The organism is Ruegeria sp. SCP10 (assembly GCF_040329495.1).
Classification (GTDB): domain Bacteria; phylum Pseudomonadota; class Alphaproteobacteria; order Rhodobacterales; family Rhodobacteraceae; genus Ruegeria.
Map to the genome: position 1 here is coordinate 291,040 of NZ_JBDZYF010000002.1, position 25,963 is coordinate 317,002.

At 57.8% G+C, this 25,963-nt stretch carries 27 protein-coding genes; 10 read left to right on the top strand and 17 right to left on the bottom strand.

Annotation, left to right across the window (positions count from 1 at the left end; translation table 11 throughout):
- Positions 1–52 precede the first annotated feature (52 nt).
- Both ABLN87_RS07800 and trhA read left to right on the top strand, forming a co-directional pair.
- Positions 53–538 (top strand): RNA pyrophosphohydrolase, encoded by a 486-nt coding sequence (locus ABLN87_RS07800; RefSeq protein WP_353008769.1) that lies wholly within the window; start codon positions 53–55, stop codon positions 536–538.
- Positions 539–628: 90 nt separating this feature from the next.
- Positions 629–1,276: a PAQR family membrane homeostasis protein TrhA gene (gene trhA, locus ABLN87_RS07805; protein WP_353008770.1), complete on the top strand. Its 648-nt coding sequence runs from the start codon at positions 629–631 to the stop codon at positions 1,274–1,276.
- A gap of 50 nt (positions 1,277–1,326) precedes the next feature.
- On the opposite strand, the gene ABLN87_RS07810 is transcribed toward trhA, so the two are convergent.
- Both ABLN87_RS07810 and nth read right to left on the bottom strand, forming a co-directional pair.
- On the bottom strand, positions 1,327–2,316 hold the full coding sequence (locus ABLN87_RS07810) for an adenosine kinase (RefSeq protein ID WP_353008772.1): 990 nt from the start codon (positions 2,314–2,316) through the stop codon (positions 1,327–1,329).
- Positions 2,313–2,957, bottom strand: coding sequence for an endonuclease III (gene nth / locus ABLN87_RS07815; protein ID WP_353008773.1), 645 nt, complete (start codon positions 2,955–2,957; stop codon positions 2,313–2,315). Before nth ends, ABLN87_RS07810 begins: the two co-directional genes overlap by 4 nt.
- A gap of 118 nt (positions 2,958–3,075) precedes the next feature.
- On the opposite strand from nth, the gene ABLN87_RS07820 reads away from it, so the two are divergent.
- Together ABLN87_RS07820 and ABLN87_RS07825 are read left to right on the top strand one after the other, a co-directional pair.
- Positions 3,076–3,927 carry a bifunctional helix-turn-helix domain-containing protein/methylated-DNA--[protein]-cysteine S-methyltransferase gene (locus ABLN87_RS07820; RefSeq protein ID WP_353008774.1) on the top strand — a complete coding sequence of 284 codons (852 nt, stop codon included), beginning with the start codon at positions 3,076–3,078 and terminating at the stop codon, positions 3,925–3,927.
- Between the two features lie 177 nt (positions 3,928–4,104).
- Positions 4,105–4,539, top strand: coding sequence for a glyoxalase superfamily protein (locus tag ABLN87_RS07825; RefSeq protein ID WP_353008776.1), 435 nt, complete (start codon positions 4,105–4,107; stop codon positions 4,537–4,539).
- Positions 4,540–4,594: 55 nt separating this feature from the next.
- Here the strand turns inward: ABLN87_RS07825 and ABLN87_RS07830 are convergent, their stop codons facing one another.
- On the bottom strand, positions 4,595–6,034 hold the full coding sequence (locus ABLN87_RS07830) for an aldehyde dehydrogenase family protein (protein WP_353008777.1): 1,440 nt from the start codon (positions 6,032–6,034) through the stop codon (positions 4,595–4,597).
- A gap of 213 nt (positions 6,035–6,247) precedes the next feature.
- Here ABLN87_RS07830 and ABLN87_RS07835 point away from each other — a divergent pair, with 213 nt between their 5' ends.
- Entirely contained in the window at positions 6,248–6,898 is a 651-nt protein-coding gene (locus tag ABLN87_RS07835; protein WP_353008779.1) for a peroxiredoxin, read from the top strand.
- Positions 6,899–7,035: 137 nt separating this feature from the next.
- On the opposite strand, the gene ABLN87_RS07840 is transcribed toward ABLN87_RS07835, so the two are convergent.
- The 4 genes from ABLN87_RS07840 to pnp all read right to left on the bottom strand — a co-directional run bounded on the left by ABLN87_RS07840 (position 7,036) and on the right by pnp (position 12,407).
- On the bottom strand, positions 7,036–7,725 hold the full coding sequence (locus ABLN87_RS07840; protein WP_353008781.1) for an outer membrane protein: 690 nt from the start codon (positions 7,723–7,725) through the stop codon (positions 7,036–7,038).
- Between the two features lie 199 nt (positions 7,726–7,924).
- Positions 7,925–8,929 (bottom strand): Hint domain-containing protein, encoded by a 1,005-nt coding sequence (locus ABLN87_RS07845; RefSeq protein WP_353008783.1) that lies wholly within the window; start codon positions 8,927–8,929, stop codon positions 7,925–7,927.
- 211 nt (positions 8,930–9,140) lie between these two features.
- A complete protein-coding gene (locus ABLN87_RS07850) occupies positions 9,141–10,031 on the bottom strand; it encodes a DMT family transporter (RefSeq protein ID WP_353008785.1) in 891 nt (296 codons plus the stop codon).
- A 228-nt stretch (positions 10,032–10,259) separates the two neighbouring features.
- Complete coding sequence (gene pnp / locus ABLN87_RS07855) at positions 10,260–12,407, bottom strand: polyribonucleotide nucleotidyltransferase (protein WP_353008786.1); 2,148 nt, start codon at positions 12,405–12,407, stop codon at positions 10,260–10,262.
- 282 nt (positions 12,408–12,689) lie between these two features.
- Here pnp and ABLN87_RS07860 point away from each other — a divergent pair, with 282 nt between their 5' ends.
- Together ABLN87_RS07860 and ABLN87_RS07865 are read left to right on the top strand one after the other, a co-directional pair.
- The gene (locus ABLN87_RS07860) at positions 12,690–13,454 is read left to right on the top strand and encodes a DUF3299 domain-containing protein (protein ID WP_353008788.1); all 765 of its coding nucleotides are present in this window, start codon (positions 12,690–12,692) and stop codon (positions 13,452–13,454) included.
- A 189-nt stretch (positions 13,455–13,643) separates the two neighbouring features.
- Positions 13,644–15,245 (top strand): BCCT family transporter, encoded by a 1,602-nt coding sequence (locus ABLN87_RS07865; protein ID WP_353008790.1) that lies wholly within the window; start codon positions 13,644–13,646, stop codon positions 15,243–15,245.
- A 167-nt stretch (positions 15,246–15,412) separates the two neighbouring features.
- Here the strand turns inward: ABLN87_RS07865 and ABLN87_RS07870 are convergent, their stop codons facing one another.
- The 7 genes from ABLN87_RS07870 to rbfA all read right to left on the bottom strand — a co-directional run bounded on the left by ABLN87_RS07870 (position 15,413) and on the right by rbfA (position 20,729).
- A complete protein-coding gene (locus tag ABLN87_RS07870) occupies positions 15,413–16,147 on the bottom strand; it encodes an N-acetylmuramoyl-L-alanine amidase (protein WP_353008793.1) in 735 nt (244 codons plus the stop codon).
- Between the two features lie 433 nt (positions 16,148–16,580).
- Entirely contained in the window at positions 16,581–16,850 is a 270-nt protein-coding gene (rpsO, locus tag ABLN87_RS07875) for a 30S ribosomal protein S15 (protein ID WP_170428415.1), read from the bottom strand.
- A 143-nt stretch (positions 16,851–16,993) separates the two neighbouring features.
- Complete coding sequence (locus ABLN87_RS07880) at positions 16,994–18,013, bottom strand: calcium-binding protein (RefSeq protein WP_353008797.1); 1,020 nt, start codon at positions 18,011–18,013, stop codon at positions 16,994–16,996.
- Positions 18,014–18,108: 95 nt separating this feature from the next.
- Entirely contained in the window at positions 18,109–18,612 is a 504-nt protein-coding gene (locus tag ABLN87_RS07885; RefSeq protein ID WP_353008799.1) for a DUF1643 domain-containing protein, read from the bottom strand.
- 21 nt (positions 18,613–18,633) lie between these two features.
- Positions 18,634–19,539: a tRNA pseudouridine(55) synthase TruB gene (gene truB, locus ABLN87_RS07890; protein WP_353008800.1), complete on the bottom strand. Its 906-nt coding sequence runs from the start codon at positions 19,537–19,539 to the stop codon at positions 18,634–18,636.
- Positions 19,540–19,593: 54 nt separating this feature from the next.
- On the bottom strand, positions 19,594–20,337 hold the full coding sequence (locus tag ABLN87_RS07895; protein WP_353008802.1) for a phosphodiester glycosidase family protein: 744 nt from the start codon (positions 20,335–20,337) through the stop codon (positions 19,594–19,596).
- Positions 20,334–20,729: a 30S ribosome-binding factor RbfA gene (gene rbfA / locus ABLN87_RS07900; protein WP_170453633.1), complete on the bottom strand. Its 396-nt coding sequence runs from the start codon at positions 20,727–20,729 to the stop codon at positions 20,334–20,336. Before rbfA ends, ABLN87_RS07895 begins: the two co-directional genes overlap by 4 nt.
- A gap of 91 nt (positions 20,730–20,820) precedes the next feature.
- On the opposite strand from rbfA, the gene dapB reads away from it, so the two are divergent.
- A complete protein-coding gene (gene dapB / locus ABLN87_RS07905) occupies positions 20,821–21,630 on the top strand; it encodes a 4-hydroxy-tetrahydrodipicolinate reductase (protein ID WP_353008805.1) in 810 nt (269 codons plus the stop codon).
- Positions 21,631–21,690: 60 nt separating this feature from the next.
- On the opposite strand, the gene tmpB is transcribed toward dapB, so the two are convergent.
- Both tmpB and tmpA read right to left on the bottom strand, forming a co-directional pair.
- Positions 21,691–22,281, bottom strand: a complete 591-nt coding sequence (gene tmpB, locus ABLN87_RS07910; protein WP_353008806.1) for a (R)-1-hydroxy-2-trimethylaminoethylphosphonate oxygenase — start codon at positions 22,279–22,281, stop codon at positions 21,691–21,693.
- Entirely contained in the window at positions 22,278–23,414 is a 1,137-nt protein-coding gene (gene tmpA / locus ABLN87_RS07915) for a 2-trimethylaminoethylphosphonate dioxygenase (RefSeq protein WP_353008807.1), read from the bottom strand. Before tmpA ends, tmpB begins: the two co-directional genes overlap by 4 nt.
- A gap of 99 nt (positions 23,415–23,513) precedes the next feature.
- Here tmpA and ABLN87_RS07920 point away from each other — a divergent pair, with 99 nt between their 5' ends.
- The gene (locus tag ABLN87_RS07920) at positions 23,514–24,368 is read left to right on the top strand and encodes a LysR family transcriptional regulator (protein ID WP_353008808.1); all 855 of its coding nucleotides are present in this window, start codon (positions 23,514–23,516) and stop codon (positions 24,366–24,368) included.
- A 4-nt stretch (positions 24,369–24,372) separates the two neighbouring features.
- Here the strand turns inward: ABLN87_RS07920 and ABLN87_RS07925 are convergent, their stop codons facing one another.
- A complete protein-coding gene (locus ABLN87_RS07925) occupies positions 24,373–24,555 on the bottom strand; it encodes a DUF1674 domain-containing protein (RefSeq protein WP_353008810.1) in 183 nt (60 codons plus the stop codon).
- 88 nt (positions 24,556–24,643) lie between these two features.
- Here ABLN87_RS07925 and ABLN87_RS07930 point away from each other — a divergent pair, with 88 nt between their 5' ends.
- Positions 24,644–25,903 (top strand): RsmB/NOP family class I SAM-dependent RNA methyltransferase, encoded by a 1,260-nt coding sequence (locus ABLN87_RS07930; protein ID WP_353008813.1) that lies wholly within the window; start codon positions 24,644–24,646, stop codon positions 25,901–25,903.
- Positions 25,904–25,963 lie beyond the last annotated feature (60 nt).

A 25,963-nucleotide genomic window follows, 5' to 3' on the forward strand; every position in this document is an offset into this window, starting at 1 on the left:
CGGGCGCTTTCACCCTTGCTAGAGGTTGCCCGTACAAGTGACGAGGCCGCATATGACCCCTGAAGAGATTGCCAAACTGCCCTATCGCCCCTGCGTCGGGCTGATGCTGATGAATGCCGAGGGCAAGATCTTTGTGGGCCAGCGCAATGACCGCCACAAGGATGCCTGGCAGATGCCGCAGGGTGGGATGGACAAGGGTGAAGATCCGCGCGACGCGGCCCTGCGCGAGCTTTGGGAAGAAACCGGGGTGACCGCTGATCTGGTCGAGATCATCGCCGAAACCGACGGCTGGCTGCCTTATGATCTGCCGCACGAGATTGTGCCGAACATCTGGAAAGGCCGCTATCGCGGGCAGGAGCAGAAGTGGTTCCTGCTGCGTTTCATCGGGACCGATGATCAGATCAATATCGCCACGGATCATCCCGAATTCACCCAGTGGAAATGGCAAGAGCCCAACCAACTGGTGAATGAGATCGTGCCATTCAAACGTGATGTCTATGAACAGGTTCTGAGCGCGTTCAAAGCGCATCTGTCCTGAACGCACCCTTTGCGCGAGGCCTAACGTTAGGGAAGGTTGGACATTTCCTGGGCTGATGGATAGCGCGGAGATGGTATTTTCGGGCTTCTCATGACATATACGACCTTTCCAAGCACCGCTCAGGCACACCGTAGTGCAGACATGGCCGTTCATGCGGTCGGGTTGCTGCTGATCCTGTCAGCGGGCAGCGTTCTTTTGATCAATGCCTATGCCCGACTTGAGACGGCTTTGTTTCTTGCGGTGGTGGTCTATGTTCTGTGCGCGTTGGTCTCGAACCTGGCGTCCTGGGCCTATCACTTCGCCCCCTGGCATGATCGTCGCATGGTGCTGCGCCGGATCGATCATGCAGCAATCTACCCCAGTATCTGCGGGACGTTTACGCCGTTCTTCGTTCAGGCGGGTACGACGTGGACCATGACCTTGCTTTGGCTGTGCTGGGGTCTGACCATTGTGGCGGTCTGGAACAAGATCGCAAATGAAACCATCAAATCCAAATGGTCGACCGCTTCTTATCTTGGGCTCGGGGGTATTGGGCTAAGCGCGATGCCCGATATGACGACTGTACCGGTGGCGACCCTGTGGTGCATCGTGGCCGGGGCTGCGAGCTATGTAATCGGTACGGTTTTCTACGCGCGAAAAACCATGCCGTTTCGTTATGCGATTTGGCATTCCTGTGTGAACATCGGCGGGATCTTCATGTTCGCCGGTATTTGGCTCGCGCTGTTCTCGGACAACTAAAAAAGGCCGGCGCGCACTCCGGCCTTTTTAAATTCGACCAGAAGACCCGATTAAAGCAGGCTTTCGCTTTTTAGCAGTTCAACCATATTCGCCTCGGGGCGCGGGCCGATATGGCTGATCACTTCGCGAGCACAGACATTACCAATCTTGGCGCATGTCTCAAAATCCCGACCTGTGGCCATGCCGAAAAGGAAACCGGCCGCGAACTGATCGCCCGCGCCGGTTGCATCCACCGGAACCACCTTTTCGACCGCCACATCCACGCGCTGACCCTCGTGCAGTACGGTCACACCGTCGCCCGACCGGGTACATACGACCAGCGGGCAAATCTCGGCCGTTTTGGCCAGTGCTTCTTCCAGATCGTCGGTCTCGAACAGAGATTTGATCTCAGCCTCATTGCCAATCACGAAGTCTAGCTCATTCTCGATAAGCAGCAGGAAATCGACCCGGTGACGCTCGACGCAGAAAGGATCGGAAATGGCGATACCGGCCTTGCCACCGCCCTTGTGGCAGGCGCGCGCGGCCTCAAGAAACGCAGCTTTGCCCTTCTCCTTGTCGAACAGATACCCTTCGAGGAACATGATCTGGCTGTTTCCGGCAACCTCATCCGAGACGTCCTGAGACGACAGTTCCGAGGAAATACCCAAATAGGTGTTCATCGACCGCTCACCATCAGGTGAGACAAAGATCATCGAGCGCGAGGTCGGCAGCTCGCCACCCGGCACAGGCGGGTTCACGAAATCCACGCCGTCTTCGTTCATCGCATCGGCGTAGAAGCGACCTAGCGCGTCATCATGCACGCGGCCAATAAAGGCAGCATCCAGACCCAGCGCACCCGCGCCCGCAATGGTGTTCGCGACCGAGCCGCCCGGTGTCTGCACCCGACCCTCCATCGAGGCATAGAGCACTTCGCCGCGCTCCTGCTCGATCAGTTGCATGATGCCTTTTTCAATGCCCATCAGTTCCAGGAAACTGTCGTCGGCCTGGGAAATGACATCCACAACGGCATTTCCGATGCCGGTCAGTTGGTAGGTTTTCATAGGGTCTTGTCCTCGAATTGACAGAGATCACGGATGATACAGGTCGGGCATTGCGGCTTGCGCGCTTTGCAGTGATAGCGCCCGTGCAGGATCAGCCAGTGATGTGCATGGAGTTGAAAGTCGGCTGGAATATTGTCCTCGATGGCGCGCTCGACGGCGTCTACGTCCTTGCCGGGGCAAATACCAGTGCGGTTGCCGACACGGAAGATATGCGTATCCACCGCTTGCGCCGGTTGCCGCCACCACATGTTCAGAACCACATTGGCCGTCTTGCGCCCGACACCGGGCAGCGATTGCAGCGCAGCGCGGGAATTGGGGACCTCGCCGTCATAGTCTTCGACCAGAATGCGGCTGAGCTTGATGACGTTCTTCGCCTTCTGGCGGAACAGTCCGATGGTTTTGATATGCTCGATCAGGCCCTCTTCGCCCAGATCCAGCATCTTTTGCGGAGTATCTGCGATCTTGAACAGCTCGCGCGTGGCTTTGTTGACGCCCGCATCGGTCGCTTGCGCCGACAGCGCCACGGCGACGACCAGAGTGTAGACGTTCACATGCTCCAGCTCGCCCTTGGGCTCGGGGTCGGCCTCTTGAAAGCGCGTAAAGATCTCGCGGATCGTGTGGTAATCGAGTTGCTTTGCCATCCGAGCCTTAATGCCGCCCAAGGGTCAATGACACAAGCCCAAAGCCAATGCGCAAGTTCCGGGTCGCTTGGACGTGTCCCGCGCGCTATGGTTTAGGCCACAGAATGAGGTGAGACCCATGAACATCCAGACCCAGGAAAGCGGCTATCACTACAACGTCATGCGACGCGCGATCGAGCTGATTGATCAGGGCGGAGAAACCCTCAGCCTCGACGAACTGGCGCAGCAGATGGATATGAGCCCGGCCCATTTCCAACGTTTGTTCTCGCGTTGGACTGGCGTATCACCGAAACGCTACCAGCAATACCTGACGCTGGGCCATGCCAAGGCATTGCTGCGCGAGCGGTTCACGACACTGGAAACCGCCCATAATGTGGGCCTGTCCGGTAGCGGTCGCCTGCACGACCTGTTCCTGAAATGGGAATCCATGAGCCCCGGCGAATACGCCCGCAAAGGCGCGGATCTGACGATCTATTGGGGCTGGTTCGAAAGTCCCTTTGGCCCTGCGCTGGTCATGGGCACCGACAAGGGCATCTGCGGCATGGCTTTCGGGGCCGAGACCGGCGAGGAAGAGGCGATGGAGGATATGCTGTCGCGCTGGCCTTTGGCCGAGTTCGTCGAAGACCCGATGCACCTGCGGCCCTGGGTTCTGAGTGCCTTTGGGTCGGTCAGCGACCGTTTGCAGCCGACGCCTTTGTACCTGATCGGCTCACCTCTGCAGATCAAGGTTTGGGAGGCGCTGATGCACATCCCTTCGGGTCAAGTCACCACCTATTCTGAGATCGCGCAACGGGTGGGGTCCCCTCAGGCTGTCCGCGCCGTGGGTACGGCCGTCGGGCGCAACCCGGTCAGTTGGTTGATCCCCTGCCACCGGGCGCTACGCAAATCAGGCGGCCTTGGTGGGTATCACTGGGGTCTGCCCGTCAAGCGCGCGATGCTGGCCTACGAGGCGGCGCAAGCTGACGCCTGATTGACAAGCCATCCAAACATCGCCAAAAGGCGCGGCAGGTTCGGGTCTCCTGCCGTTCGCGGCCCTTGGCTTTGGTGAAACCCGTTTGAATGAACATCTGTTGCCCTTTTCTGGCGCGTGGATGGAAATGCGAACCCCGTTCTGACTTCGCGCCCGTTACAGAAAACGAGGCACATGATGACACGATCTGACTCAATCGCTCCGGTGACGGAGCTAAAATCACAAGCGAAACGCCTGCGGGAGGCTTTGAAAACCACCGGGGTTTTCGTATCGCACAGCGCGGCGCTGGAACTTCTGGCCCGACAGCATGGCGTGCGGGATTGGAACACGCTGACGGCAATCGCCGGAAGCCGAATGCATCTGAGCGTGGGTGACCGGGTAAAGGGCCGATATCTGGGTCAGCCATTCACTGCGCAGATACGCGGATTGACCGTTCTGGGTGATGGTGCGCAACGTAGGTTGACCCTGCAATTCGACGCGCCGGTGGATGTGGTCCGGTTCGACAGTTTCTCGGCGATCCGGCAGCGCGTTACAGGTGTGATCGGTTGGGATGGCCGATCCACCCGGTGCACCTCGGACGGCGAGCCTCAGCTTGTTGTTCAACCGGCATAAAAAAGGGCGAGGCACTGGATGCGCCTCGCCTTTTCATGATTAACTTCGCGTTGAGTTACTCGGTCGCCCAGCCACCTACTGCTTTGACTTCCAGAAAGTCCTCCAACCCCCAGACGCCGCCTTCGCGCCCGTTTCCGGATTGCTTCATGCCGCCGAACGGCGACCCAGCGCTGCGTGATTTGCCGTTCATTTCAACCATGCCCGACCGCAATACCCGCGCCATGCGGTTGGCGCGCGCGCCGTCTTGTGTCTGGACATAGTTGGTCAGACCATAGGGTGTGTCATTGGCGATCTCGACTGCTTCTTCTTCGGTGTCGAAGGGGATCATGGTCAGAACCGGGCCAAAGATTTCCTCGCGCGCGATGGTCATCTGATTGTTGGCGTCGGCAAAGACCGTGGGGCGCACATAGTAGCCCTTGTTCAGCCCGTCGGGCCGCCCGGTACCACCGGCGACAAGGCGCGCGCCCTCGTCGATGCCTTTCTGGATCAGATCCTGAATCTTGGTCCACTGAAGTTCGTTCACCACGGGTCCGATATGGCGGCCTTCTTCCGCAGCGCTGGCGACTGAGACAGAGTTGGCCACTTCGGCAGCCGTCTCAACGGCCTGATCGTAAATCGGGCGCTGCACCAGCATTCGGCTGGGGGCATTACAGCTTTGGCCCGTGTTGTTCATCATATGCAGCACGCCGCGCTTGATGGCTTTCTCATCCGCATCGGCGAAGACCAGGTTCGCGCCTTTGCCTCCAAGCTCCAGATGCACCTTTTTCAGGGTATCTGCCGCATTCTTGGAAATGGCCGTCCCGGCGCGGGTCGAGCCGGTGAAGCTGACCATATCCACATCGGGATGTGCCGACAGTTGCGAGCCAACCCCGACCCCGTCACCGTTCACAAGGTTGAATACGCCGGGCGGGAAACCTGCCTCATCCATCATTTCGGCAAAGATCATGGCGTTCAGCGGGCTTTGTTCTGAGGGTTTAAGCACCATGGTGCATCCCGCAATTGCCGCCGCACCCACCTTGAGCGTGATTTGGTTCATCGGCCAGTTCCAAGGGGTTATCAGCGCGGCGACACCAACCGCCTCGTAGATAATGCGGTCATTTGGCGCGTGATCACCCAGAGGCTTTTCAAACGAAAACGCCTTGGCGGCTTTGATGAAGTTTTGCAGATGCCATGTTCCTGCACCGGCCTGTTGCGAGCGGGCCATATCGATGGGCGCGCCCATCTCAAGCGACATGGCTTGGGCCAGATCTTCGCTGCGCGTCTGGTAAATCTCGATCAGTTTCTCGACCAGCGCGATCCGCTGTTCGACCGGAGTGGCCATCCATCCCGGCAGCGCGGATTTGGCTGCTGCCACGGCGGCGTTTGTATCCGCCTCGGACCCCAGAGAAATCACTGCACAGGGGTCTTCGGTCGATGGGTTGATCACCTCAAAATCATGGGTTTGGGACGGGGCAACCCATTCACCGTTGACATAGAAATTACGCTTTTCGATCATGGCGAATCCTCCTGGATCGTGATGTCCTAAACTGGGGTTGCGCACACACTGTCACCGACCCCGGCGCGCGACAAGAGGAGAATTTGATCAAATTTCCTACGGGTGCGTACTCAGAAAAAAGCAAAGCTAGATTTGCGGAAGGTTTAACTCTGGCGCAAAGTGGTTAGGTTCACAGCATTCGACTCGGTCAGTAACCAAAGAAGGAGATGCCCCATGGGTTTGCGCATCAACGACACGGTCCCGAATTTTACTGCAGAAACAGATCAGGGTACCATTCAATTTCACGATTGGATTGGTGACAGCTGGGCGATCCTGTTTTCACACCCCAAGGACTTTACCCCGGTTTGCACGACCGAGTTCTCGGCCGTGGCTCAGCTGAACGACGAATGGGCTGCACGCAACACCAAGGTGATTGGTGTCTCGGTCGATGGGATCGAAGACCACAAGAAATGGAAGAAGGATATCGAGGAATACGGCAAGGCCAATCCCGGCTTTCCGATTATTGCCGACGATGGTCTGGCCGTCTCAAAAGCCTTTGATATGCTGCCTGCCGAAGCCTACCTGCCCGATGGTCGCACGCCGGCAGACAGTGCCACAGTACGGTCTGTCTTTATCATCGGGCCCGACAAGCAGCTAAAACTGTCAATGACCTACCCGATGACCGTGGGCCGGAACTTTGCCGAAATCCTGCGGGCGTTGGATGGGTTGCAGATGTCGGCCAAAGGTGTGGCGACGCCCGCGAACTGGATCCCGGGCGAGGATGTGATTATCCCGCCGAGCGTTTCAAACGAAGATGCCAAGGCGAAATTTGGTGAGTTTGAAACGATCTTTCCCTATCTGCGTAAGACCAAAGCCCCGTCGTAAGGCGGGACCGGGTCAGGGGGGGCTGTCTGCCCCCCGTCGCGCCTAGTGGCGCGACTCCCCCCGAGGATATTTGTGGCCAGATGAAGCAAGTGGCTTCGGGCCCTCAGGGGTACACGCTGCCGCAGAGCTTTTGCAGATCAGAAGCTGTAGCGCAGCCCGAAGTTCACACTGAACGTATCCAGATCATCTTCGACTGTGCCGGTCAGCGCGCCGTTCGGGGCCAAGCGGGCCGACGACACATCGAAAGCGCGTGAATAACGGGCATCAACCGTGAAGGCGGTGGCAGCGTTGATTTCATAGGCCACACCCGCGATCAACTGAGCAGCGAAGTTGGTATCGCTGTCATCAAGAGCGACGCCCGGGCCGTAGGCAAAGTCGATGTCAGAATAGGTAGCGCCCAGACCAAAGCCAGCAAACGGGGTAACCTTACCGGACTGTTTGAAATCAAACAGAACATTGGCAAACAAAGAGGTTTGCGCGATATCGCCCGAGATATTGCCTTCTGGCGCTGGCCCGTTGCCCGAGAAGTTTACGCCATCGACATCATTGTCGCGATAGGAAAGTTCCAGTTCCAGGCGAGTGCCGATCCGGTCATTTGACCATTGCGGAATTTCTTTACCGATCGCGATACCAATACCATATCCTGCATCGAAATCGGTATCGACAGATTGTGTTGCGCCTCCGATCGTGCCGGAGAAGTCGCTGTCCTGAAGCTGACTATAGCCCAGAAACCCCTGTATATATGCACCATCAGTCAGGCTTTGAGCTGAGGCATGCGTTGCGGCAAGGGCCAGGGTTGCCGATGCCAAAATACCGCGAATGACCATGATCGTTGTCCTTTGTTCCGATTGGTTTCTCGCAGCAATATGAGCGGGCCAGATCAGAAGAAAAGGCAGCAGGCCTTCACGTTGGATCACTCTAAATTGGGAGTTAGTGAGGGAATAAATCTGTGTTCAAAGTTGTTCCTGCATCCATCGATTGAAGGCGTATCGATTCCGCGGTGCATTGCAATTGGTGTCGTCTGCGTTACGCCGCTTTCTCTTGGGCGGGGTATTGCGCCTCCCACTGCGGCGCGGCCAGAACGGATTGTAGCGCTCGCGCCTCGTAGTTTTTTAACACAGGTAGCACTGTTGATCCGTATCCTACTGCCCCGTTCGAAAGCTCTGGAAACAGTTCGAACAATTCTCGGCGGGCTGCTGGGGCCATTGCATTGACGGTTGTATCGCCGGGGAAAAAGGATTCTGACCATAGCCCTTCAACATTCACCAGCTCATGCTGGTCGAACAGGATGTGGATGTATTCAATACCGTTCTCGGGTGTTTCCTGCGTTATGGTGTCCTGATTGATCAGCGCTTTGGCCGTGGCCAGCATGAGCGGTTCGCAATGTGTCAACTCCATCACGGGGGACGTGACGGCGATCCGGTGTTGTGGAGAGACCAGCAAATCGCGGCGCGGGCAACCGTGGCCAAAATTGTCTGCCTTGATCCGAACCGGGCATAAATGGGGGTTGGCCTGCAAATCGAGGCGGCTTAGGCGACGTCGGCCGATCCAGCGGATGGTGCTGGTTTGACCTTGGGCAACGCAGGCCGGATCGCCGGGTTGCAACGTCTCAACCTTGCGGAGGCCATTGGGTGTCAGGATTAGAGACCCCGACGTGAAACACACGAAGGAGGGCAGGGATTGATACGCCGCCGACTGAGCGGTTCCAGCAAAGCCCGTATCCGAGATTGTGTCACCCAGCGCAGCCTGCCCCGAGGTGACGATGATGTATCGCGGGTTACTGAACTGGATCAGGGTAAAGCGCACCGGCGCCCCGTTGACCGTGCCCGTATAGCTTTCGAACGTGCTGAAATTCTGGGATGAGCCCGAAAATCCGGGCAGGGATGTCAGATCAAGTTGGGCACTGTCTGGGTCAGGGTTTTGGAGGAAGGCATCATTGTCGATGATCTCAACCGAATACGCCTGCGTGATGTCAACATTGCTATTGCTGAACGGATCCGCGCTGATTTCGAATACGGTAACTGAGGCCACGATCGAAAGGCATCCTTGGAAACGACAAAACAAACCTTAAGGTTGAGCAAATACACGCGATAAGAGTTAACAATTGATTTACCAATCCGCGGTGCGGTTGTTTCGTAGGTAGGACCGCGAGGGAAATTCGTATCGTCTAGTGTTGCGTTCGATGCAGAGGTGCGGACAAAACGGTAATTCGCTGCGATTGCGCCAATGTCTGAATGGGTGGCTATGCATTGTCATCACGGGATCGCGATTTGGAAAACGTGACAATCAACGCGGCGCTAGTAATAGCAAAGACACCAAGATAGCCCAAAGGTCCGGGGACGGTCGAAAAAAGGATCAAATCGAAGCCCAAAGCCCAGATGAGCCCGGTAAAATCAAATGGAGCGAGCGCGCTGACAGGTGCTCGTGCGACAGCTTCGTTGGCAACAATGTGGCCGATGCCGCCTATAAATCCTGCGAAGGCAAGCCACCCGAAAATAGACCAACTCAAAGCAACCCAGCCAAAGGGGAAAGTTACGAGCCCAATTGCTGCGGAGACTACGGCAAAGTAAAACGCGATGCAGGACGAGCTTTCTGTCAGGGTCATGGTTTTAGTGTGTACGCGCACGAATGCCATTGTGAACGCATAGGCCAGTCCTGCGGCCACCCCGATCAATGCGCCATCGCCGGGCAGTTCAAAAGCTTCCCACAACAGTAGAATAACGCCCACAAAACCAAGTGAGATTGCAACAAAAACAGCCGGAGTCAGTCTTTCTTTGAGCATAATGGCGGCCAAAGGCAGGACGAGAACCGGCGCGAGGTAGGCAAGGGCCTGAGCATTGGCGACGGGTAAGTAAGCAAGAGATACAAAGGACATGGCCATTGTAAACGCGCCAAATAGGCTTCGCGTCACATGAAGGCGCGGATGCTTTGTCTTTAGACCTTTCGGGAGCTCTTTCAGCCATATCATATATAGGCAGACAGGGATAATTGCCAAAGCGGATCGCCAAAACATGATTTGCCCAACTGGCACAGTTTCAGCGGCACCATGTACTGCAGCCGACATTGCTGTCATCAGAAATGCGGCAAGAAGTCTAAGACCAATGCCTTCGAGAAACTGTTTGTTAGAAGCCATGATCGAGATGTTTCAGAAGTCCATGGCAACTGCAATTTGCTTTTTTTAGTTTTAAGGAGGCTCTAGAAAAAAGCCGACATCCACGCACTTCGCAGCATCGGTCGAAGTGGGCTCGAAGCCGACATTGGGAATGAACGGAGCACATTTAGAGAAGTGCCCAACTATTACCCACCATGTAAAAAGGCCCCGGTCGAAACCGGGGCCTTTTATATCGAAAGAAAGGGCAGTTTACTCTGCGTCTTCTTTCTTTTCTTTCTTCTCGGGAACGATCTCTTCGCCGGTTTCCTGATCGACCACTTTCATCGACAGGCGCACCTTGCCGCGATCGTCAAAGCCCAGCAGCTTGACCTTCACTTCCTGACCTTCCTTCAGAACATCCGACGGATGGTTCAGGCGGCGGTTTTCGATCTGGGACACGTGCACCAGACCGTCGCGCTTGCCAAAGAAGTTCACGAAGGCACCGAAATCGACGATCTTGACCACTTTGCCGGTGTAAACCTGACCTTCTTCCGGCTCGGCGACGATCGAGTGGATCATCTCATAGGCCTTCTTGATCGATTCACCATCGGGCGAGGCGATCTTGATGACGCCGTCGTCGTTGATGTCGACCTTGGCACCCGAAACTTCGACGATCTCGCGGATGACCTTACCGCCCGAGCCGATCACTTCACGGATCTTGTCGGTCGGGATGTTCATGGTTTCGATGCGCGGGGCGTGTACCGAGAACTCGTTGGTCTCGGACAGCGCTTTGCCCATCTCACCCAGGATGTGCATCCGGCCGTCCTTGGCTTGTGCCAGGGCTTTCTCCATGATCTCGGGCGTGATGCCCGCAACCTTGATGTCCATCTGCAGCGAGGTGATGCCGTTTTCGGTACCTGCCACTTTGAAATCCATGTCGCCCAGGTGATCTTCGTCACCCAGAATGTCCGACAGGATAGCGTATTCGCCGTCATCTTCCAGGATCAGACCCATGGCCACGCCAGCAACCGGTGCTTTCAGCGGAACGCCCGCATCCATCATCGACAGCGAACCGCCGCAGACCGACGCCATCGAGGACGAGCCGTTGGATTCAGTGATCTCCGACACGATTCGGATCGTGTAGGGGAAGTCGGTCGCCGCAGGCAGAACCGCCTGCAGGGCGCGCCATGCCAGCTTACCGTGGCCGATCTCACGACGGCCCGGGCCACCCACGCGGCCAACTTCACCAACCGAATAGGGAGGGAAGTTATAATGCAGCAGGAAGTTCGATTTGAAGTTGCCATGCAGCGCGTCGATGAACTGCTCATCGTCGCCGGTGCCCAGCGTGGTCACGGCCAGCGCCTGAGTCTCACCACGGGTGAATAGGGCGGAACCGTGGGTCCGCGGTAGCATCGAGGTTTCTGCAACAATCGAACGGATATCGGTGGTCGAACGACCGTCGATGCGCTTGCCGCCTTTGACGACGTCACCGCGCAGAATGCCTGCTTCCAGCTTTTTCATCGCGGAACCGAGGTTGCCGTCTTCCAGCTGTTCTTCGGTCAGCGCTTCCTTGATCGCTTCGCGGGCAGCGGCAACAGCGGCAGTGCGCTCTTGCTTGTCGGTGATCGCGAAGGCGGCGCGCATCTGCTCTTCACCTGCGGCCTTAACAGCAGCATACAGTTCCGAGTAATCCGGCGCTTCAAACTCGAACGGCTCTTTCGCGGCGTCTTCGGCCAGCGAGATGATCAGATCGATCACCGGCTGAATCTGCTCATGCGCGAAGTTGACCGCGCCCAGCATTTCCGCCTCAGACAGTTCGTAAGCTTCCGATTCCACCATCATCACGGCGTCTTTGGTGCCGGCAACAACCAGGTCCAGACGCTGTTCAGGGTTCAGGCGCAGGTCCTGCATGTCATCGACGGTCGGGTTCAGAACGTATTCACCATCCTCAAACCCAACGCGGGCACCGGCGATCGGGCCGCGGAACGGCGCGCCGGAAATGGTCAGCGCAGCAGAGGCGGCGATCATCGCCACGATATCGGGGTCGTTGACCAGATCGTGGGACAGCACGGTGCACATCACCAGAACTTCGTTTTTGAAGCCGTCAACGAACAGCGGGCGGATCGGACGGTCGATCAGACGCGCGGTCAGGGTCTCTTTCTCAGTCGGGCGCGCCTCGCGCTTGAAGAAGCCACCCGGAACTTTACCGGCGGCATAGTATTTTTCCTGATAGTGGACGGTCAGTGGGAAAAAGTCCTGACCCGGTTTTTGCGCCCGTGCAAAGGTCACGTTTGCCATGACGCTGGTTTCGCCCAGCGTGGCAATCACGCTGCCGTCGGCCTGACGGGCAACCTTGCCGGTTTCCAGTGTCAGCGTTTCCTCGCCCCACTGCATTGATTTCTTCGTTACATCAAACATATGCGTATCCTAGAACGGAGCACTCCCGCCCCTGCGGGTCTCCGGTTTGCATGGCGGCCCCATTGCCGCCGACCCCACTTTATCTTCCATTCGAGTGCCGGGGTCAGGGCACAACGTCTCAGATAGCGCGCGCATACAGGAGATTGGGGCCGAAGGGAAGCGAAACCGAACAAAGCGGCGGTGGGTCGCCATCCTGCATCTATTGGCCCACCCAAATGAACACCATGGCAAACGGCGTAGGATTGCATACTTGGTCATACATATCTGATAACTGACGATGCGATGACCTTTTGCCAGCGGTTTCTAACCGTCATCATATTGGCCCTTCCAGGCGCTCCATCACTGGCAGCGCCAGTCCAACCTATTGAGTGGTCCACTCTGCCTAACCCCGCAGCGCAGGTCTTCGAAGATCCTTTTCGTGATCTGAATGATGAGCAGGCCGATGACATCAGGTTTGCGCTGCGGTTGCGTGGCCGGTTGCAACAGGATGTCGGCAGCGCGGAAGAACGGCAGAAATGGCAAGAGATGTTAGATGAAACCGAAGCCGCACTGGCCGCTGATCAAATCGATATCGACTGGCTCATGTCTCAGCGCGAGGCGGTGATCCAGCGGCGTGAGATTGCCAATACCACAGGCAACCCTGTGATCGACGATCAGATCGTTTCGATCGTGGGCTACGTGATCCCGGTAGCGCCTGATGAGCAGGGTCGCGCGGTTGCCTATCTGGTTCCACAACCCGGTATGTGCAGCCATCTGCCGCCTCCGCCGCCCAACCAGATGATCCGCCTTCTGCTTTCAGATCACTGGGCCCCGGACAGCTATTATGATCATGTGAGTCTGACGGGTCGTCTGGCGATTGAACCAACTGAGTACGAGACGTTTGTCATCGATGGGCAGGCCCCGATGCGTGCAACCTTCAGCATGGAGGTTCAGCAGGTCGAGCTTCTGGGCAGCGGGGAGGACCAATTCAATGAGTTTCTAACGTTGCATGATCGTCTGCGCGCAGCGCTTCGATCCAAATCCAGTGATCCCGCCGATAGCCCTTAGCCCGACACTATGAGGAAAAAGATATATTCGAAAAGCAGAATAGTTTTGTGTAAATCTAGTGACAGTGTAGGCTTGGGCCACAAGACCTGTGGTCGTGAGGACGGTAACGCGCCAAGGTAACACAAAAACAGATGCCGCCTCTGATCGAAGACCTTGGCGTTTGCACCTAGCAAACTGAGGGTAAGTCGAATGGCACAAACCAAGAAAATGCTGGATCCGGATCCACGGATCTATGATTTTGAGACCGAATACGAGCTGGGGCAGGATAATGTCCGGCCCTTCGGTCTGGACATCCACAATCCTGTCTTTTTGATCTCAAGTATCCTGATCTTTGCGTTCGTTCTGATCGCTTTGGCCAATCAGGAATCCGCTGCTACGTTTTTTGGCTGGCTGCGTCCCTGGCTGACCAGTACGTTTGACTGGTTCCTGGTGCTTTCAGTCGATGCAATCACTCTGTTCTGCCTTGTTCTGATCGTCCTGCCGGTTGGCAAGGTGCGGATCGGGGGCAAGGATGCCAAACCTGACTATTCCTATGCCGGATGGATTGCGATGATGTTCGCGGCCGGTATTGGCATCGGTCTGTTGTTCTTTGGCGTGATGGAACCGGTTTATTACAACTTTGCCGAAGGCGGTAACGCTGTGCCATTGGGTATCGACATCGCGGTTCCAGGCAATGAATACGCCGGTATTGTGGGCACGATCCACCATTGGGGCCTGGAGGGTTGGGCGGTTTACGCCGCCGTTGGTCTGAGCCTTGCGATCTTTGCCTATAACCTGGACCTGCCGCTGACTCTGCGGTCGGCTTTCTACCCGATCCTGGGCGAGCGCGTTTGGGGCTGGTGGGGTCACCTTATCGACACGCTGGCGGTATTTGCCACATTGTTCGGCCTGACCACATCTCTGGGTCTGGGCGCGCAACAGGTTGCGGCTGGACTGAACGAGGTGTTTGGTATCGAACCCAGCCCAACCGTGACGGTTCTGTTGATCATCGGGATCACGCTGATCGCCTTGGGGTCGGTTCTGATGGGCATGGATGCAGGTGTCAAACGGCTGAGCGAGATCAATATGATCATGGCCGTTGGCTTGTTCATCTTTGTGATCGTCGTGACCGGCGTCGGCACAGCCATCGCGCGGTACTTCAACGTCATGGTGGATTACGTGACCCATCTGCCCGCGTTGTCCAACCCGTTCGGGCGTGAGGACACCAGCTATTTCCACGGCTGGACGACCTTCTACTGGGCCTGGTGGATCGCGTGGTCGCCCTTTGTGGGCATGTTCATCGCCCGCATCTCAAAAGGTCGCACGGTGCGTGAGTTTATCCTGTGCGCGCTGCTGGCCCCGACCGCCGTCTGCGCGCTTTGGATGTCAACCTTTGGTGGTGCCGCCATCGACATGCTGAACGCAGGCGGAGCCGAAGGCGTGCGCGCCACGGTGATCGACAGCTATGCGCCCGAAGGTGCCTTGTTCGGCTTCCTGAAAGAGCTGCCGCTTTACGGGATCGTCGCGCCCATCGCGTTGGTCCTGATCGTGGTGTTCTTTGTCACCTCGTCGGATTCCGGCTCGCTGGTGATCGACACAATCACCGCAGGCGGCAAGATGGACGCGCCGGTTGTTCAGCGGGTCTTCTGGTGCACGTTGGAAGGTCTGGTTGCTATCGCGCTGTTGCTGGGCGGCGGATTGTCCGCCTTGCAGGGCGCGGCTGTGTCTACGGGCATACCGTTCACGCTGGTGGTTCTAATTATGTGCTACTGCTTGTGGCTGGCGCTGAAATCAGAGAAGGCGAAGATGTAAGTTTTGTCTTTACCAAACCAAAACGCCCGCCCGTTGGCGGGCGTTTTTGAGTGATGAATACAGGGAGAGGGCCTCGACCGTACTCCCATCAAAACTGCACATTCCATCAGATCAGTAATCGGCTTGAGGGTTAGTGCCTTTTATCAGCAGCATAATCTGCTCCGCATTCACAGGGCACCTATAATATCCCATCTAAAAGCAGGCCCGATATCTTGCTTCACTGAGGGAGGTTGGAAATTCACGTGGGAACAAATCCCCCGATAGTTGCGAGCTGCACTGGCAGTTGGAAACAGATCATAGCGGTTGGCTTCCGGTAAAAAGGTTCTCGGAATTCCGAACTCGGCGCAAAGCACATCCAAAAGCCGGTTGAGAGATTGATATTGTTCGTCCGTGAAGTAGGCGTAGTAGCGATAGCCGCGATAAGATTCGTTTAGATCGACAAAGAAGTCTGTCTCAGACGCTCTACAGTACTTTGACCCGACATAGTTCCACATCCACGACCCGCTTCGCTCAAGTGGACCAAGATTGCTCATTTCGATGGCAACCGAGCGGCTGGAATTGCGCTCGTTTCCCCCAACGGCACCTGGTGTAAGGTGATATGACCAGTAACTGGGATCGAAAAGCTGCACAATCTTACCAGATGCGGCGATAACGAACGGAACGCTGACGTGATAATTGTCTCTCGTGAGGTTGCCTAAATCCCCGCCAAGGTAACCCGCAGTATAGTGCAGAGCGATTTTCTCTTTTGGGACTATTGATTTATAGAAATACCCATCCCGAGAGCTGGGCTTGAAATATAGTACATCCAATCCTTTGTAGGTGGCGTCCTCTATTTCTCCTCGAGAACGCAAAAACGAAATTTCATTTTCTTCTTTCGCGATAATTTCTTGAACGACTGGCATGAAGTAAGTCCTTGTAAATTATATCCTTTTATCCGCGGATTGTTCGGGTGCATCTCCCGCAATGTCTGCCCTTCAATGATTTGATCTTAAAGCCACCCGGTTCGCCGGGTCAATCATGGAGAGATCGGGGCAGCCCCTTTGGGAATGCTGTGCAACCTACCAATGGCAGGTTAAGAGTCGCCGAGCCGCGGGGACCGACAAACCCGTAATACTTCGCTTGGACTGTCGGTCAGTTACGCAAAGCTTAGGTTTACGATGGCAGTTTCTGCAATCGCTGTGAACTACTGTTTAATTCTGGGGTCGCAGCTTCAGTATGACGGCACTGCTTCCCCAACTCAGCATGAGGCGAAAACAAAATACGCCCGCCAAAAAAGGCGAGCGTAAAGATGTACCAATTGTACAAAACGTATCTTAATGCATGTACAAAACGCGTTTAGCGGCGGATGCCCAGCTTTTTGATCAGGTCCTGATAACGCGCTTCTTCTTTGCCCTTCAGGTAGTCCAGCAGCTTGCGGCGCTGGGCGACCATTTTCAGCAGACCGCGACGACCGTGGTTGTCTTTCTTGTGGGTCTTGAAGTGCTCGGTGAGGGTGTTGATGCGCGAGGTCAGGATTGCAACCTGGACTTCTGGCGAGCCGGTGTCGCCGTCCTTGGTTGCGAATTCTTTCATGACGCGTGTTTTTTCAGCGGCAGTGATCGACATCGGGGTCTCCTTCAAAGGTTAGAGTTAATGGCGCAGGCCGGGATGTCGTCCAGCACAGGCCCATGGAGAAAACCGCACCGATTCCGATGCGGATGGGCGCGTATAGGCGCTTTTGAAAGGAATGGCAAAGGGTTTCTGGGGCTCTAGCCCATCGATCCATATTGGGCCAGTTCGGCCTCGGTGATCAGCTGAATATCATCAAGGCTGATGCCTTTAGCGCCAAAGACCTGGGCAACCTCTTCTCCGTCGACCACGATACGGGTCAGGTTGGGAGTGTCCTCATTCTGTTCGATCTGAATGTCGGGATTGGTCTGGTCTTCCCAGGTGATAAACAATTTGTCCTCACCCGGTTCAAAGCCCATGATAGTGACATCCTCGGCCTCCGAGCTCAAGACAATGTCATCGGCCCCGTTGCCCCCATTGGCCACATCTGATGTATGGGCCACGATGGTATCTTCGCCATCACCTCCGTTCAGAAAGTCGGTCTGGTCGAACCCTCCGTCGTCACGGCCAAGCAGCAGATCATCGCCATCGCCCCCGAACAGCGTGTCCTGGCCCGCGCCCCCCGTCAGCCTGTCATCGCCATATCCGCCATGCAGCGCGTCATCGCCTTTGTCGCCCGCTAGAGAGTCATCGCCGTGACCACCGTAGAGCGTATCGTCGCCTGCGCCCCCGTCCAGGTCATCGTCACCGAAATGACCCGCAAGTAGGTCGTCGCCCTGATTGCCGAACAGTAGGTCGTCACCGTCTTCGCCGTGCAGCGTGTCCTCTCCATGACCGCCCGAGATCACGTCCTGCCCATCGCCGCCGTGCAGAACGTCATCGCCACATCCGCCATTGATCAGGTCATCATCGCCATAGCCATTGATCTGGTCGTTCCCGTCCTGCCCGTTGATCTCATCCACACCGTCCGTTCCGGCGATCACCAGATCGCCCAGATGTTCGGAAATCACGGTACCTATTGAAATGTCGGGGATGTCTTCTGTCGCAGGCGGATCGACATTTTCGCCGACCTCCAGAAACTCACCTTCCGAGATGTCATCGGCAATATTGTCCTGCGGTTCGTCTTCGTCCCGCTCGTCTTCTTCCGAGGTCAGAACATCGCTCATCGCATATGCTGCGCCACCAACGGCTGCCAATCCAATTAGTCCGGCCAGAAACATGGGAACCCTCCGAAAGCAAACTGCTCCGAGGGTGGACTATCCCATCCGGCCTGTCGGTTGGTCAAAGCCAAGCTGGAGGCGTGGTTAACCCTTTGTCACCAGGCTTCGGGCTGTTGGGTGTATGCGATGTACAGCGGATGTTTCGGGTGGCCGTCTTTCGTCAGCCCCAAATGGAACAGAGGCTGCCCGGTGTTCCGCAACAGGGTTTCCACTGTTGGTCCGCGCTGCAGATGCGCGCCATGGGTGCCCCAGGCGGCGATGACCTGATCGGCCCACTGAACGCCTTCCAGAATGGCCGCGTCGTTCTCGGGGCCTACCGGATCGACAGCAGCACGCATCTTGCGCGGATCGGTGTCGCGCCAGGCAAAGATGTTGGTCACTTGAAACGCCCCAAAGCCCAACGCGCGCGCGCGGCGTTCACAGCGTTCAACCGTGGGATCGTTCTGCACCTCAGTCGCGGTCGACGGATTCAGCATGACAAACAAAGCTTTGCGACCCTCGGGATCCCAGATACGGGTGAGGCTATAGCGATAGCTTTCGCAATCGGAATAAACGGCGGTTGAGGGCGCATCGCCCTTGGTGTGGGTTCGAGTGATCATGCCCATCGCCTAACACGGCGTTCAGGTAACGAACACCCGGCTTGGATGCAATTCGCCGGATTTGTAGATGCCTACGGCCACGGCCTTGCCATCCAGCGAAGCCCAGGCCTCATCGCCATATTCGACGTCCGAGGTCAGCACCATGCCCGGATTGCCATTGCGCAGGCGGGTGGCGCCCTCAGGGGTGCATTTCAATTCGGGCAGGTCCGACAGGCCGGTTTCCAGCGGATGCAGATACTCGTCCAGCGCTGTAGTCTTGGCCATCTCGTCGATCTGTTCGATGGACAAGCCATCCTCGGCCTCAAACGGGCCGGACCAGATGCGGCGCAGTTCTTTGACGTGGCCGTGGCACCCCAACGCCGCGCCAAGATCGCGGGCGATGGAGCGGACGTAGCCCCCTTTGCCGCAAGTCATCTCCAGCACCACATGGTCATCGTCGGGGCGATCAACCAGTATGAGTTCTTCGACCCAAAGGGGGCGAGCGCTAAGTTCGACATCCTCACCATCGCGGGCCAGCTTATAGGCGCGCTGGCCATCGATCTTCACGGCCGAAAACTTGGGCGGGACCTGCATGATATCGCCCAGAAACGGGCTAAGCGCCTGTTTGATATCCTCATCCGAGGGACGCGCATCGCTTTGTGCAATCACCTCACCCTCGGCATCGTCGGTATTGGTGGCCAGTCCCAGACGCACGGTGAAAGTGTAGGCTTTCAAAGCATCAGTAATATAAGGAACGGTCTTGGTCGCCTCACCCAATGCAACCGCCAGAACGCCAGTTGCATCGGGGTCCAGCGTGCCCGCATGGCCCGCTTTCTTGGCGTCCATCGCCCAACGCACCTTGTTGACCACGGCAGTCGAGGTCATGCCCGCGGGCTTATCCACCACCAGCCAGCCTGAAATGTCGCGGCCCTTGCGTTTGCGTCCCATCTTACATCCTGAATCTTATCGAGGCGCGCGAGTTAGCGGATCGCCCAGCCGCTGTCAATTTGCCGGTACGTCCTCAACAACGCCCACGATGGGACCCAGAGAAAACCCGATATCCGACCGATTGCTGGCGCGTTCGTACATGCGCGAGATATTGCCATCGAGAAACAGCGCATTTGGCATCTCAAGCGCATCGCGGAACAACCTGCCGAATTCGTGGAATGTTACAGAGTCTTCGGAGATGACAAATACCGCTCGTGTGCCATCAGCGCTGGTACCCACCCCGTTCCGGATATAGCGCGAGGTTGAATCGGGCAGAAAGCGCGGATGTAACTCGCCGTTTATTACCAACATGGGGCCGGATTGCGTGGCAAAGCGGCACTGGGGTGCCTGCTCGACGAATTCCAAAGTCTCAAACACATCTGCACGGGTTTCACGAATACAGAACACGCCATTGGGCAGCAGGCCGAAATTGCCTGGCCCAGCATTCGGAATCACGCGCATCTGTTCCTGCCCGTCTTCGACATAATGGCCAACGGGCGCGCGGTCGTCATGGTACATCCCCGCGTTCATCGCAAAAGCAAGCCGCTTGCCCTGCGGCTCCAGCGCCTCGTTCACCGACGAAAAATGGCCCAGCAGATCGCCATTTTCGTCGTTCAGAAACAGGCGCAGGTCTTCGCTGGCGGCATCTACCTCGCAGATCGTATAGCGCTTGTCCTCATGTGTGACCTTCTCACAGGTCACCGCGCTGGCTTGCACGGCCCAGAGAATCGCGCCCAAAATGGTCAGTGACCGGATCACTCGTCCAGATCGCGGCGCACCGCGTCCTGTTCGAACATGCGACGGGTGTCGTCCAGACGGTCAAACGTATCATCCAGACGGAATCGCAGATCGGGCGAAAATTTCAGGTTCAGTTTCTTACCGATCACGCGCCGCAGTTCACCTTTGTTACGGGCGAGCAGTTCGATCACGTCCTCCTGCCCCTTGCCGCCGAGTGGAAGCACATAGGCGGTGGCGATCTTCAGATCGGGTGAGGTGCGCACCTCACCCACAGTGATCGACATGCGGTTCAGGTCCGGGTCGTGGACATCTCCGCGCGCCAGAACCTCGGACAGGGTGCGGCGGATCAGTTCGCCGACGCGCAGCTGTCGTTGGGACGGGCCGGGGCCATCGTGGAATTTGTTCTTTGCCATAAACCCCGATCTAAGCGCAAAGCAGGGCTTTGCCAAGCGGGCGCGAACCGGGTAGGAGGCTTTGAGCCGACTGCAACAAGGGAACAAAGCAATGACCCATATTCCGGGGATCGTTATCACAGGGGCTTCGGGCCGTATGGGGCAGATGCTGATCAAGACCGTGACCGACAGCGATCAGGCGCGTCTGGTCGGTGTGGTCGAGCGTACGGGCCATGATTGGATCGGTCAGGATGTGGGTGAGGCCATGGGCGGCCCCGCGCTGGGTGTCACGGTCACTGATGACCCGTTGGAAGCCTTTGCGCAGGCGCAGGCCGTGATCGATTTCACCGCGCCCGAGGCGACGTTGGAATTCGCAGCATTGGCGGCACAGGCGCGCTGTGTCCACGTGATCGGTACCACCGGCATGAGCGACGAACAGATTGCCGCGCTGGAACCTGCCTCGCGCCATGCGGTCATCGTGCGGGCGGGCAACATGAGCCTCGGCGTCAACCTGCTGGTGCAACTGACCAAAAAAGTCGCCGCCGCGCTGGATGAAGATTTCGATATCGAGGTGATCGAAGGCCACCACCACCACAAGGTCGATGCGCCCTCGGGCACCGCGCTGATGCTGGGTGAAGCCGCCGCCGCAGGGCGCGGAGTCACGCTGGCTGATGTCTCGGATCGGGGCCGCGACGGTATCACCGGCGCGCGCAAACGCGGTGATATCGGGTTCCACGCCATTCGTGGTGGTGACATCGTGGGCGAACATGACGTGCTGTTTGCCGCGCCGGGCGAGCGCATTGTTCTGCGCCATCTGGCCACCGACCGCGCAATCTTTGCCAGAGGCGCATTGAAAGCCGCGCTGTGGGGGCAGGGCAAATCGCCGGGTCAGTATGACATGGTGGATGTTCTGGGCCTGTAGCCCTGCGCAGCGCCAGTGAGGACAAGTGTTTGTTGCCCTCGGTGGTCGCTTATGATTGCGTCAATCGGTCTTCAGATAACGATCGACCATGCGCTGCACCATCGGCGCGAAATGGGCGAAATCGGGTGTATCCATATCCGCGCGCTTACCTGCTTCGTCGAGGTAACGAACCTGAATGATCTCTTTCAAGTTCGGATTGGCCTCGAATTCTGCCACTTCCTCGGTGCTCATCGGGCCGCCTTGCAGTTCAAGCGTATGGATGGACGCGGCTGACAGCCGGTTGAAGTATTCCGGCTTGGTGGCGCAGAGATACCGCTTGGCTGCCACGTGATAGCGGCAGCAATCGGTGATGACCGAGGGGAAGAACTGCTCCAGCACCTCGGCTCCGGCATCCTCGTGGTGCCGGTCTTCGGTGTCGTCGGGGTGATAGGTGCCGAACTCTGACGTGAAATGGCCGATATCGTGCAGCAACGCGCCCACGATGATCTCTTCTGCCATTCCGTTTTGTTCGGCAATCGTGGCGCCCTGTAACATGTGCTCGGCCATGGTGACGGGCTCACCCAGATACTCCTCATCTCCGCGACGTTCAAAGATGTCCCCAATGAAGGCCACGATATTGTCCCGGTTCAGGGTCGTGAAATCCGGCTTCATTCCGCGGCCTCCGGCTGTGCCATTTCCATCGCGGCCAAGGTCGACAGCAAGCCGTCCTTGTCGGCATAGCACCCTTGTAACCAGCGCGATCCTGCACCGGAATAGCCAAGCCGCGCGTGCAGCACGCGGGTGTTGTCGACGATGAAGCTTTCACCCGGTTCCAGCTTGAACGCCACGCCCATCGCCGGGTCATCGATGATTTCGGCCAGTTGGCGGTAAGCAGCGTAGTAGGCCTCCATCTTGTCAAATGGCACGTCAACAAACGGGGCCGAGGAGCGGTTGTTGAAGCGGATGCCAATCAACTCACCATCCGGGGAGAGTTCGATCATCGGGCGGCGTGACCGCAGGCAGACCCCGTCAGAGCCTTTGTATTCAAACCGGGCTGGGTGACCTGCCAGCAGGGCAAAGCCTTCGGGGTTCTGATTGCGCAGCTTTTCAGCCGCGCGGAACCCGTCGACCACGATGGAGTCGCCACCTTCGGCCGAGTTTTCCAGACAGTAGAGGATCTGCAGCGTTGGCACCGGGTCACGGTAGGGGTTGTCGGTATGCGCCTGCAAACCCAGCCCGGTATAGGCGAGGTTTGTCGGGTTCACCTCGGTCCGGACCTCAAAATAAGGGCCATAGTTGGTTTCGCGCACATAGCCGAACAGATCAGCCACTTTCAGCAGCGATTCCGCCTCGGTCGGGCCGCCGGTCAGCTTGGCAAAGCCGTATTCGGCCACCGCTGCCAGCCAGTTGCGCTTGGCTGCGGGGGTGGCGTGAACCTCGGACCAGTCGCCGCTGGGCGCATCAATGCCACGTTCCCAGGTGGTAATGCCGGGCGCGACACGGCCCAGTGCAGCATCGTGATCGCGGTCATAGCAATGTTCAGCCAGCCAGTCGGAGGGGAAGGTAACCGTCTTGTCTTCGGGCTGGAACGTGACCTGCAGATCGCCCGCAACAACCTGTGCGGCGCTGACCGAAACATCAGCGGGAATGTCGCCGATGGTGATCAGGCGCTGGCCGTTGCCGGGGGCACGGGTGTCCGGGTCCAGCGCGTTGTCGCGCAGCCAGATGGCGTGAAAGCGAGCCTCGGCTCCGCTGTCGAACACAACAGTAACGATAGAGGCGGTGTGAGTGGCGGTGCGCAGCATGGGGGGCCTCCTGTTCGGCGCTAGCTTTGGTTGAGCAGATACGATGTTCATGGCATTACGACAATTAATCCTTCTTTCGGCTGAGGCTTGGAAAAACTTATGGCTAAGAAAAAGATCGGATTGCCGCCCTTGGACTGGTTGCGCGTATTCGAAGCTGCGGGCCGGCTGGGCGGGTTTTCAGCGGCGGCCAAGGAGTTCGGGCTGACCCAGGCGGCGGTCAGTCAGCGGATTGCCAACCTCGAATCCTGGCTGGGCCGCTCCTTGTTCGTGCGTGAAGCGCGGGGCGTTTCACTGACGGTCGAGGGCGAAAGCTATCTGCCTTTGGTACAGGACAGTTTGCAGGCGCTGGAACGCAATACCGAGGATTTGTTTGGTAAATCCCCGCGCGAGCTGCGCGTGGCCGGGTTGTCGTCGAGCATTCATGCGCTTGTTCTGCCCAGTCTGGATCGGTTTCAGGACATACGCCCTAAGGTGCGGGTGATGACGGATTCTGTTGCGCGCCGCTCGTCCTTGGATGAGGAGCGCACGTGGCTGCAAATCCGCTATGGGCGTGGGGCGTGGCCAGGGCGCGATGCTGCGCTGATCGCGCCTGAGGTTCTGGTGCCAATGGCTGCACCCGGTGTGGACTGGGGCGCGCCGCTGATTGATCTGCGCGGTGAACGCCCGGGCTGGCGGGATTGGGCGAATAAAACGGGGGTGGTGGATTTGCCTCCAGCAAAGGTGAGCTTTGATTCGATGGAACATGCCATTTCCGCAGCCCGCCAGGGGTTGGGCGTTGCTCTGGGCTCGGTGCCTTTGGCGCAAGCGGATTTGCAGTCGGGGCGATTGCGCAGGCTCGATTTTCCGGAATTGCGGACCAAGGATTGCTATTGGCTGACATGGCCCGAGGAGCGTGCGAAATCCAAGCAACAGCGCGCGTTGATCGAGGATTTTCTGCAGGCGATGCGCGGCTGATTGCCTAGAAATCGATGGCGATGCCCTTTTTCTCCCAATCGCCATAGCGGGCGGGGTCCGGCCCGTCACGACCGCCCAGTTCTTTGGGCAATGCCTGTGCTTTCGCTTCGGCCTTACGGCGGCGTTCTTCCGCTTCGGCCAGCGCGCGCTGAGCAGCGGGGGGCAGGTCTTTGCGGTCGTCACTCATGACATCGGGTTCCTTTCCGGGCACAGCCTTGATATACGCCCGCGTCCGCCAATGGCAATGCGGGCGCAGATCATATGAAGGCGGGATCATGTCAAACAGCGCAACAGCAGCACGGCGCAGCGCAATCTATCTGTTGGATCAGGTGCTGGGTGAGGGCAGGTTGCTGTCCGAGTGCCTGGCCGCAGGTGCGCTGGACCGGCTGGGCCCCGAGGATCGCGCGCGTGCGCAGCGCCTGGCCGTTGAAACGCTGCGTGGGCTGGAGCGCGCCGACCGGCTGCTCGACAACCATCTGAACCGAACACCTACGCTGACGGTTCATAACGCTTTGCGTCTTGGAGCGGTCGAGCTGTGCAATGGCGAAGCTGCACATGGGGTGGTGAATTCCATGGTCGAGATCGTCAGCCGGTCACGCAAGCACGGCCGCCTGAAGGGTTTGGTGAACGCGGTTCTACGCAAGGTCGCTGCCGAAGGGCCCGAGGCCTGGCCCAAGATGCGTGTCCCGCGTCTGCCCGAGTGGTTGCGCGATCCCCTGATTGCCGCATGGGGCGCGGATGCTGTTATTGGCATGGAACAGGCCCATTTTGCCGGGGCTCCGCTGGATTTGACCGTGAAGCCGAGGGCATCTGCCCCGTCGGATGAAACGCTGCCAACCGGGTCGGTGCGTATCAAAGATGCAGGTCAGGTTTCGACCTTGCCTGGATATAAGGCCGGGGATTGGTGGGTGCAGGATGCGGCGGCTGCTCTGCCGGTGCGCGTTCTGTCCCCGAAGCCGGGTGAACAGGTGCTGGACCTCTGCGCCGCGCCGGGCGGGAAGACGATGCAACTGGCCGCTGCCGGTGTGGATGTTACGGCGCTGGATATCTCAGAGGCGCGTATGGAGCGGGTACGAGAGAACCTCGCACGGACCGGCTTGACTGCAACGGTTGTTGTCGGCGACGCGCTCGAACATCAGGGCCAATATGACGCGATCCTTCTGGATGCGCCCTGTTCGGCCACGGGCACAATCCGCAGGCATCCCGATCTGCCTTTTGCCAAGGACGGGTCCGAATTCGGCGGTCTGATCGATCTTCAGGCGCAGATGCTGGCTCATGCCTGGGGTCTGCTAAAACCCGGCGGGCGGTTGGTTTATTGCACCTGTTCTTTGTTGCCAGACGAAGGCGAGGTGCAGATCGAAGAGGCGCTGGAAAGCCATCCGGATATGGTAGGGGATCGCTTGGCGCTGAACCTGCCGGGCGTGGACGATAACTGGATCACCGAAGAAGGCGGCTTGCGCCTGCGGCCGGATTATTGGGCGGATCGGGGCGGCATGGATGGGTTCTACATCGCTTGCTTGAGTAAATCCGCCTGAGGTCACGCTTTTCGATGACTTGACGATCAGCCCGGTCTATCGTTGGGTCGCAAGCGCCAG

Excerpts from the sequence above, each read along its gene's own strand:
- ABLN87_RS07800 (WP_353008769.1), top strand. The coding sequence starts at position 53 with ATGACCCCTGAAGAGATTGCCAAACTGCCCTATCGCCCCTGCGTCGGG.
- trhA (WP_353008770.1), top strand. The coding sequence starts at position 629 with ATGACATATACGACCTTTCCAAGCACCGCTCAGGCACACCGTAGTGCA.
- ABLN87_RS07810 (WP_353008772.1), bottom strand. The coding sequence starts at position 2,316 with ATGAAAACCTACCAACTGACCGGCATCGGAAATGCCGTTGTGGATGTC.
- nth (WP_353008773.1), bottom strand. The coding sequence starts at position 2,957 with ATGGCAAAGCAACTCGATTACCACACGATCCGCGAGATCTTTACGCGC.
- ABLN87_RS07820 (WP_353008774.1), top strand. The coding sequence starts at position 3,076 with ATGAACATCCAGACCCAGGAAAGCGGCTATCACTACAACGTCATGCGA.
- ABLN87_RS07825 (WP_353008776.1), top strand. The coding sequence starts at position 4,105 with ATGACACGATCTGACTCAATCGCTCCGGTGACGGAGCTAAAATCACAA.
- ABLN87_RS07830 (WP_353008777.1), bottom strand. The coding sequence starts at position 6,034 with ATGATCGAAAAGCGTAATTTCTATGTCAACGGTGAATGGGTTGCCCCG.
- ABLN87_RS07835 (WP_353008779.1), top strand. The coding sequence starts at position 6,248 with ATGGGTTTGCGCATCAACGACACGGTCCCGAATTTTACTGCAGAAACA.
- ABLN87_RS07840 (WP_353008781.1), bottom strand. The coding sequence starts at position 7,725 with ATGGTCATTCGCGGTATTTTGGCATCGGCAACCCTGGCCCTTGCCGCA.
- ABLN87_RS07850 (WP_353008785.1), bottom strand. The coding sequence starts at position 10,031 with ATGGCTTCTAACAAACAGTTTCTCGAAGGCATTGGTCTTAGACTTCTT.
- pnp (WP_353008786.1), bottom strand. The coding sequence starts at position 12,407 with ATGTTTGATGTAACGAAGAAATCAATGCAGTGGGGCGAGGAAACGCTG.
- ABLN87_RS07860 (WP_353008788.1), top strand. The coding sequence starts at position 12,690 with ATGACCTTTTGCCAGCGGTTTCTAACCGTCATCATATTGGCCCTTCCA.
- ABLN87_RS07865 (WP_353008790.1), top strand. The coding sequence starts at position 13,644 with ATGGCACAAACCAAGAAAATGCTGGATCCGGATCCACGGATCTATGAT.
- ABLN87_RS07870 (WP_353008793.1), bottom strand. The coding sequence starts at position 16,147 with ATGCCAGTCGTTCAAGAAATTATCGCGAAAGAAGAAAATGAAATTTCG.
- rpsO (WP_170428415.1), bottom strand. The coding sequence starts at position 16,850 with ATGTCGATCACTGCCGCTGAAAAAACACGCGTCATGAAAGAATTCGCA.
- ABLN87_RS07880 (WP_353008797.1), bottom strand. The coding sequence starts at position 18,013 with ATGTTTCTGGCCGGACTAATTGGATTGGCAGCCGTTGGTGGCGCAGCA.
- ABLN87_RS07885 (WP_353008799.1), bottom strand. The coding sequence starts at position 18,612 with ATGATCACTCGAACCCACACCAAGGGCGATGCGCCCTCAACCGCCGTT.
- truB (WP_353008800.1), bottom strand. The coding sequence starts at position 19,539 with ATGGGACGCAAACGCAAGGGCCGCGACATTTCAGGCTGGCTGGTGGTG.
- rbfA (WP_170453633.1), bottom strand. The coding sequence starts at position 20,729 with ATGGCAAAGAACAAATTCCACGATGGCCCCGGCCCGTCCCAACGACAG.
- dapB (WP_353008805.1), top strand. The coding sequence starts at position 20,821 with ATGACCCATATTCCGGGGATCGTTATCACAGGGGCTTCGGGCCGTATG.
- tmpB (WP_353008806.1), bottom strand. The coding sequence starts at position 22,281 with ATGAAGCCGGATTTCACGACCCTGAACCGGGACAATATCGTGGCCTTC.
- tmpA (WP_353008807.1), bottom strand. The coding sequence starts at position 23,414 with ATGCTGCGCACCGCCACTCACACCGCCTCTATCGTTACTGTTGTGTTC.
- ABLN87_RS07920 (WP_353008808.1), top strand. The coding sequence starts at position 23,514 with ATGGCTAAGAAAAAGATCGGATTGCCGCCCTTGGACTGGTTGCGCGTA.
- ABLN87_RS07925 (WP_353008810.1), bottom strand. The coding sequence starts at position 24,555 with ATGAGTGACGACCGCAAAGACCTGCCCCCCGCTGCTCAGCGCGCGCTG.
- ABLN87_RS07930 (WP_353008813.1), top strand. The coding sequence starts at position 24,644 with ATGTCAAACAGCGCAACAGCAGCACGGCGCAGCGCAATCTATCTGTTG.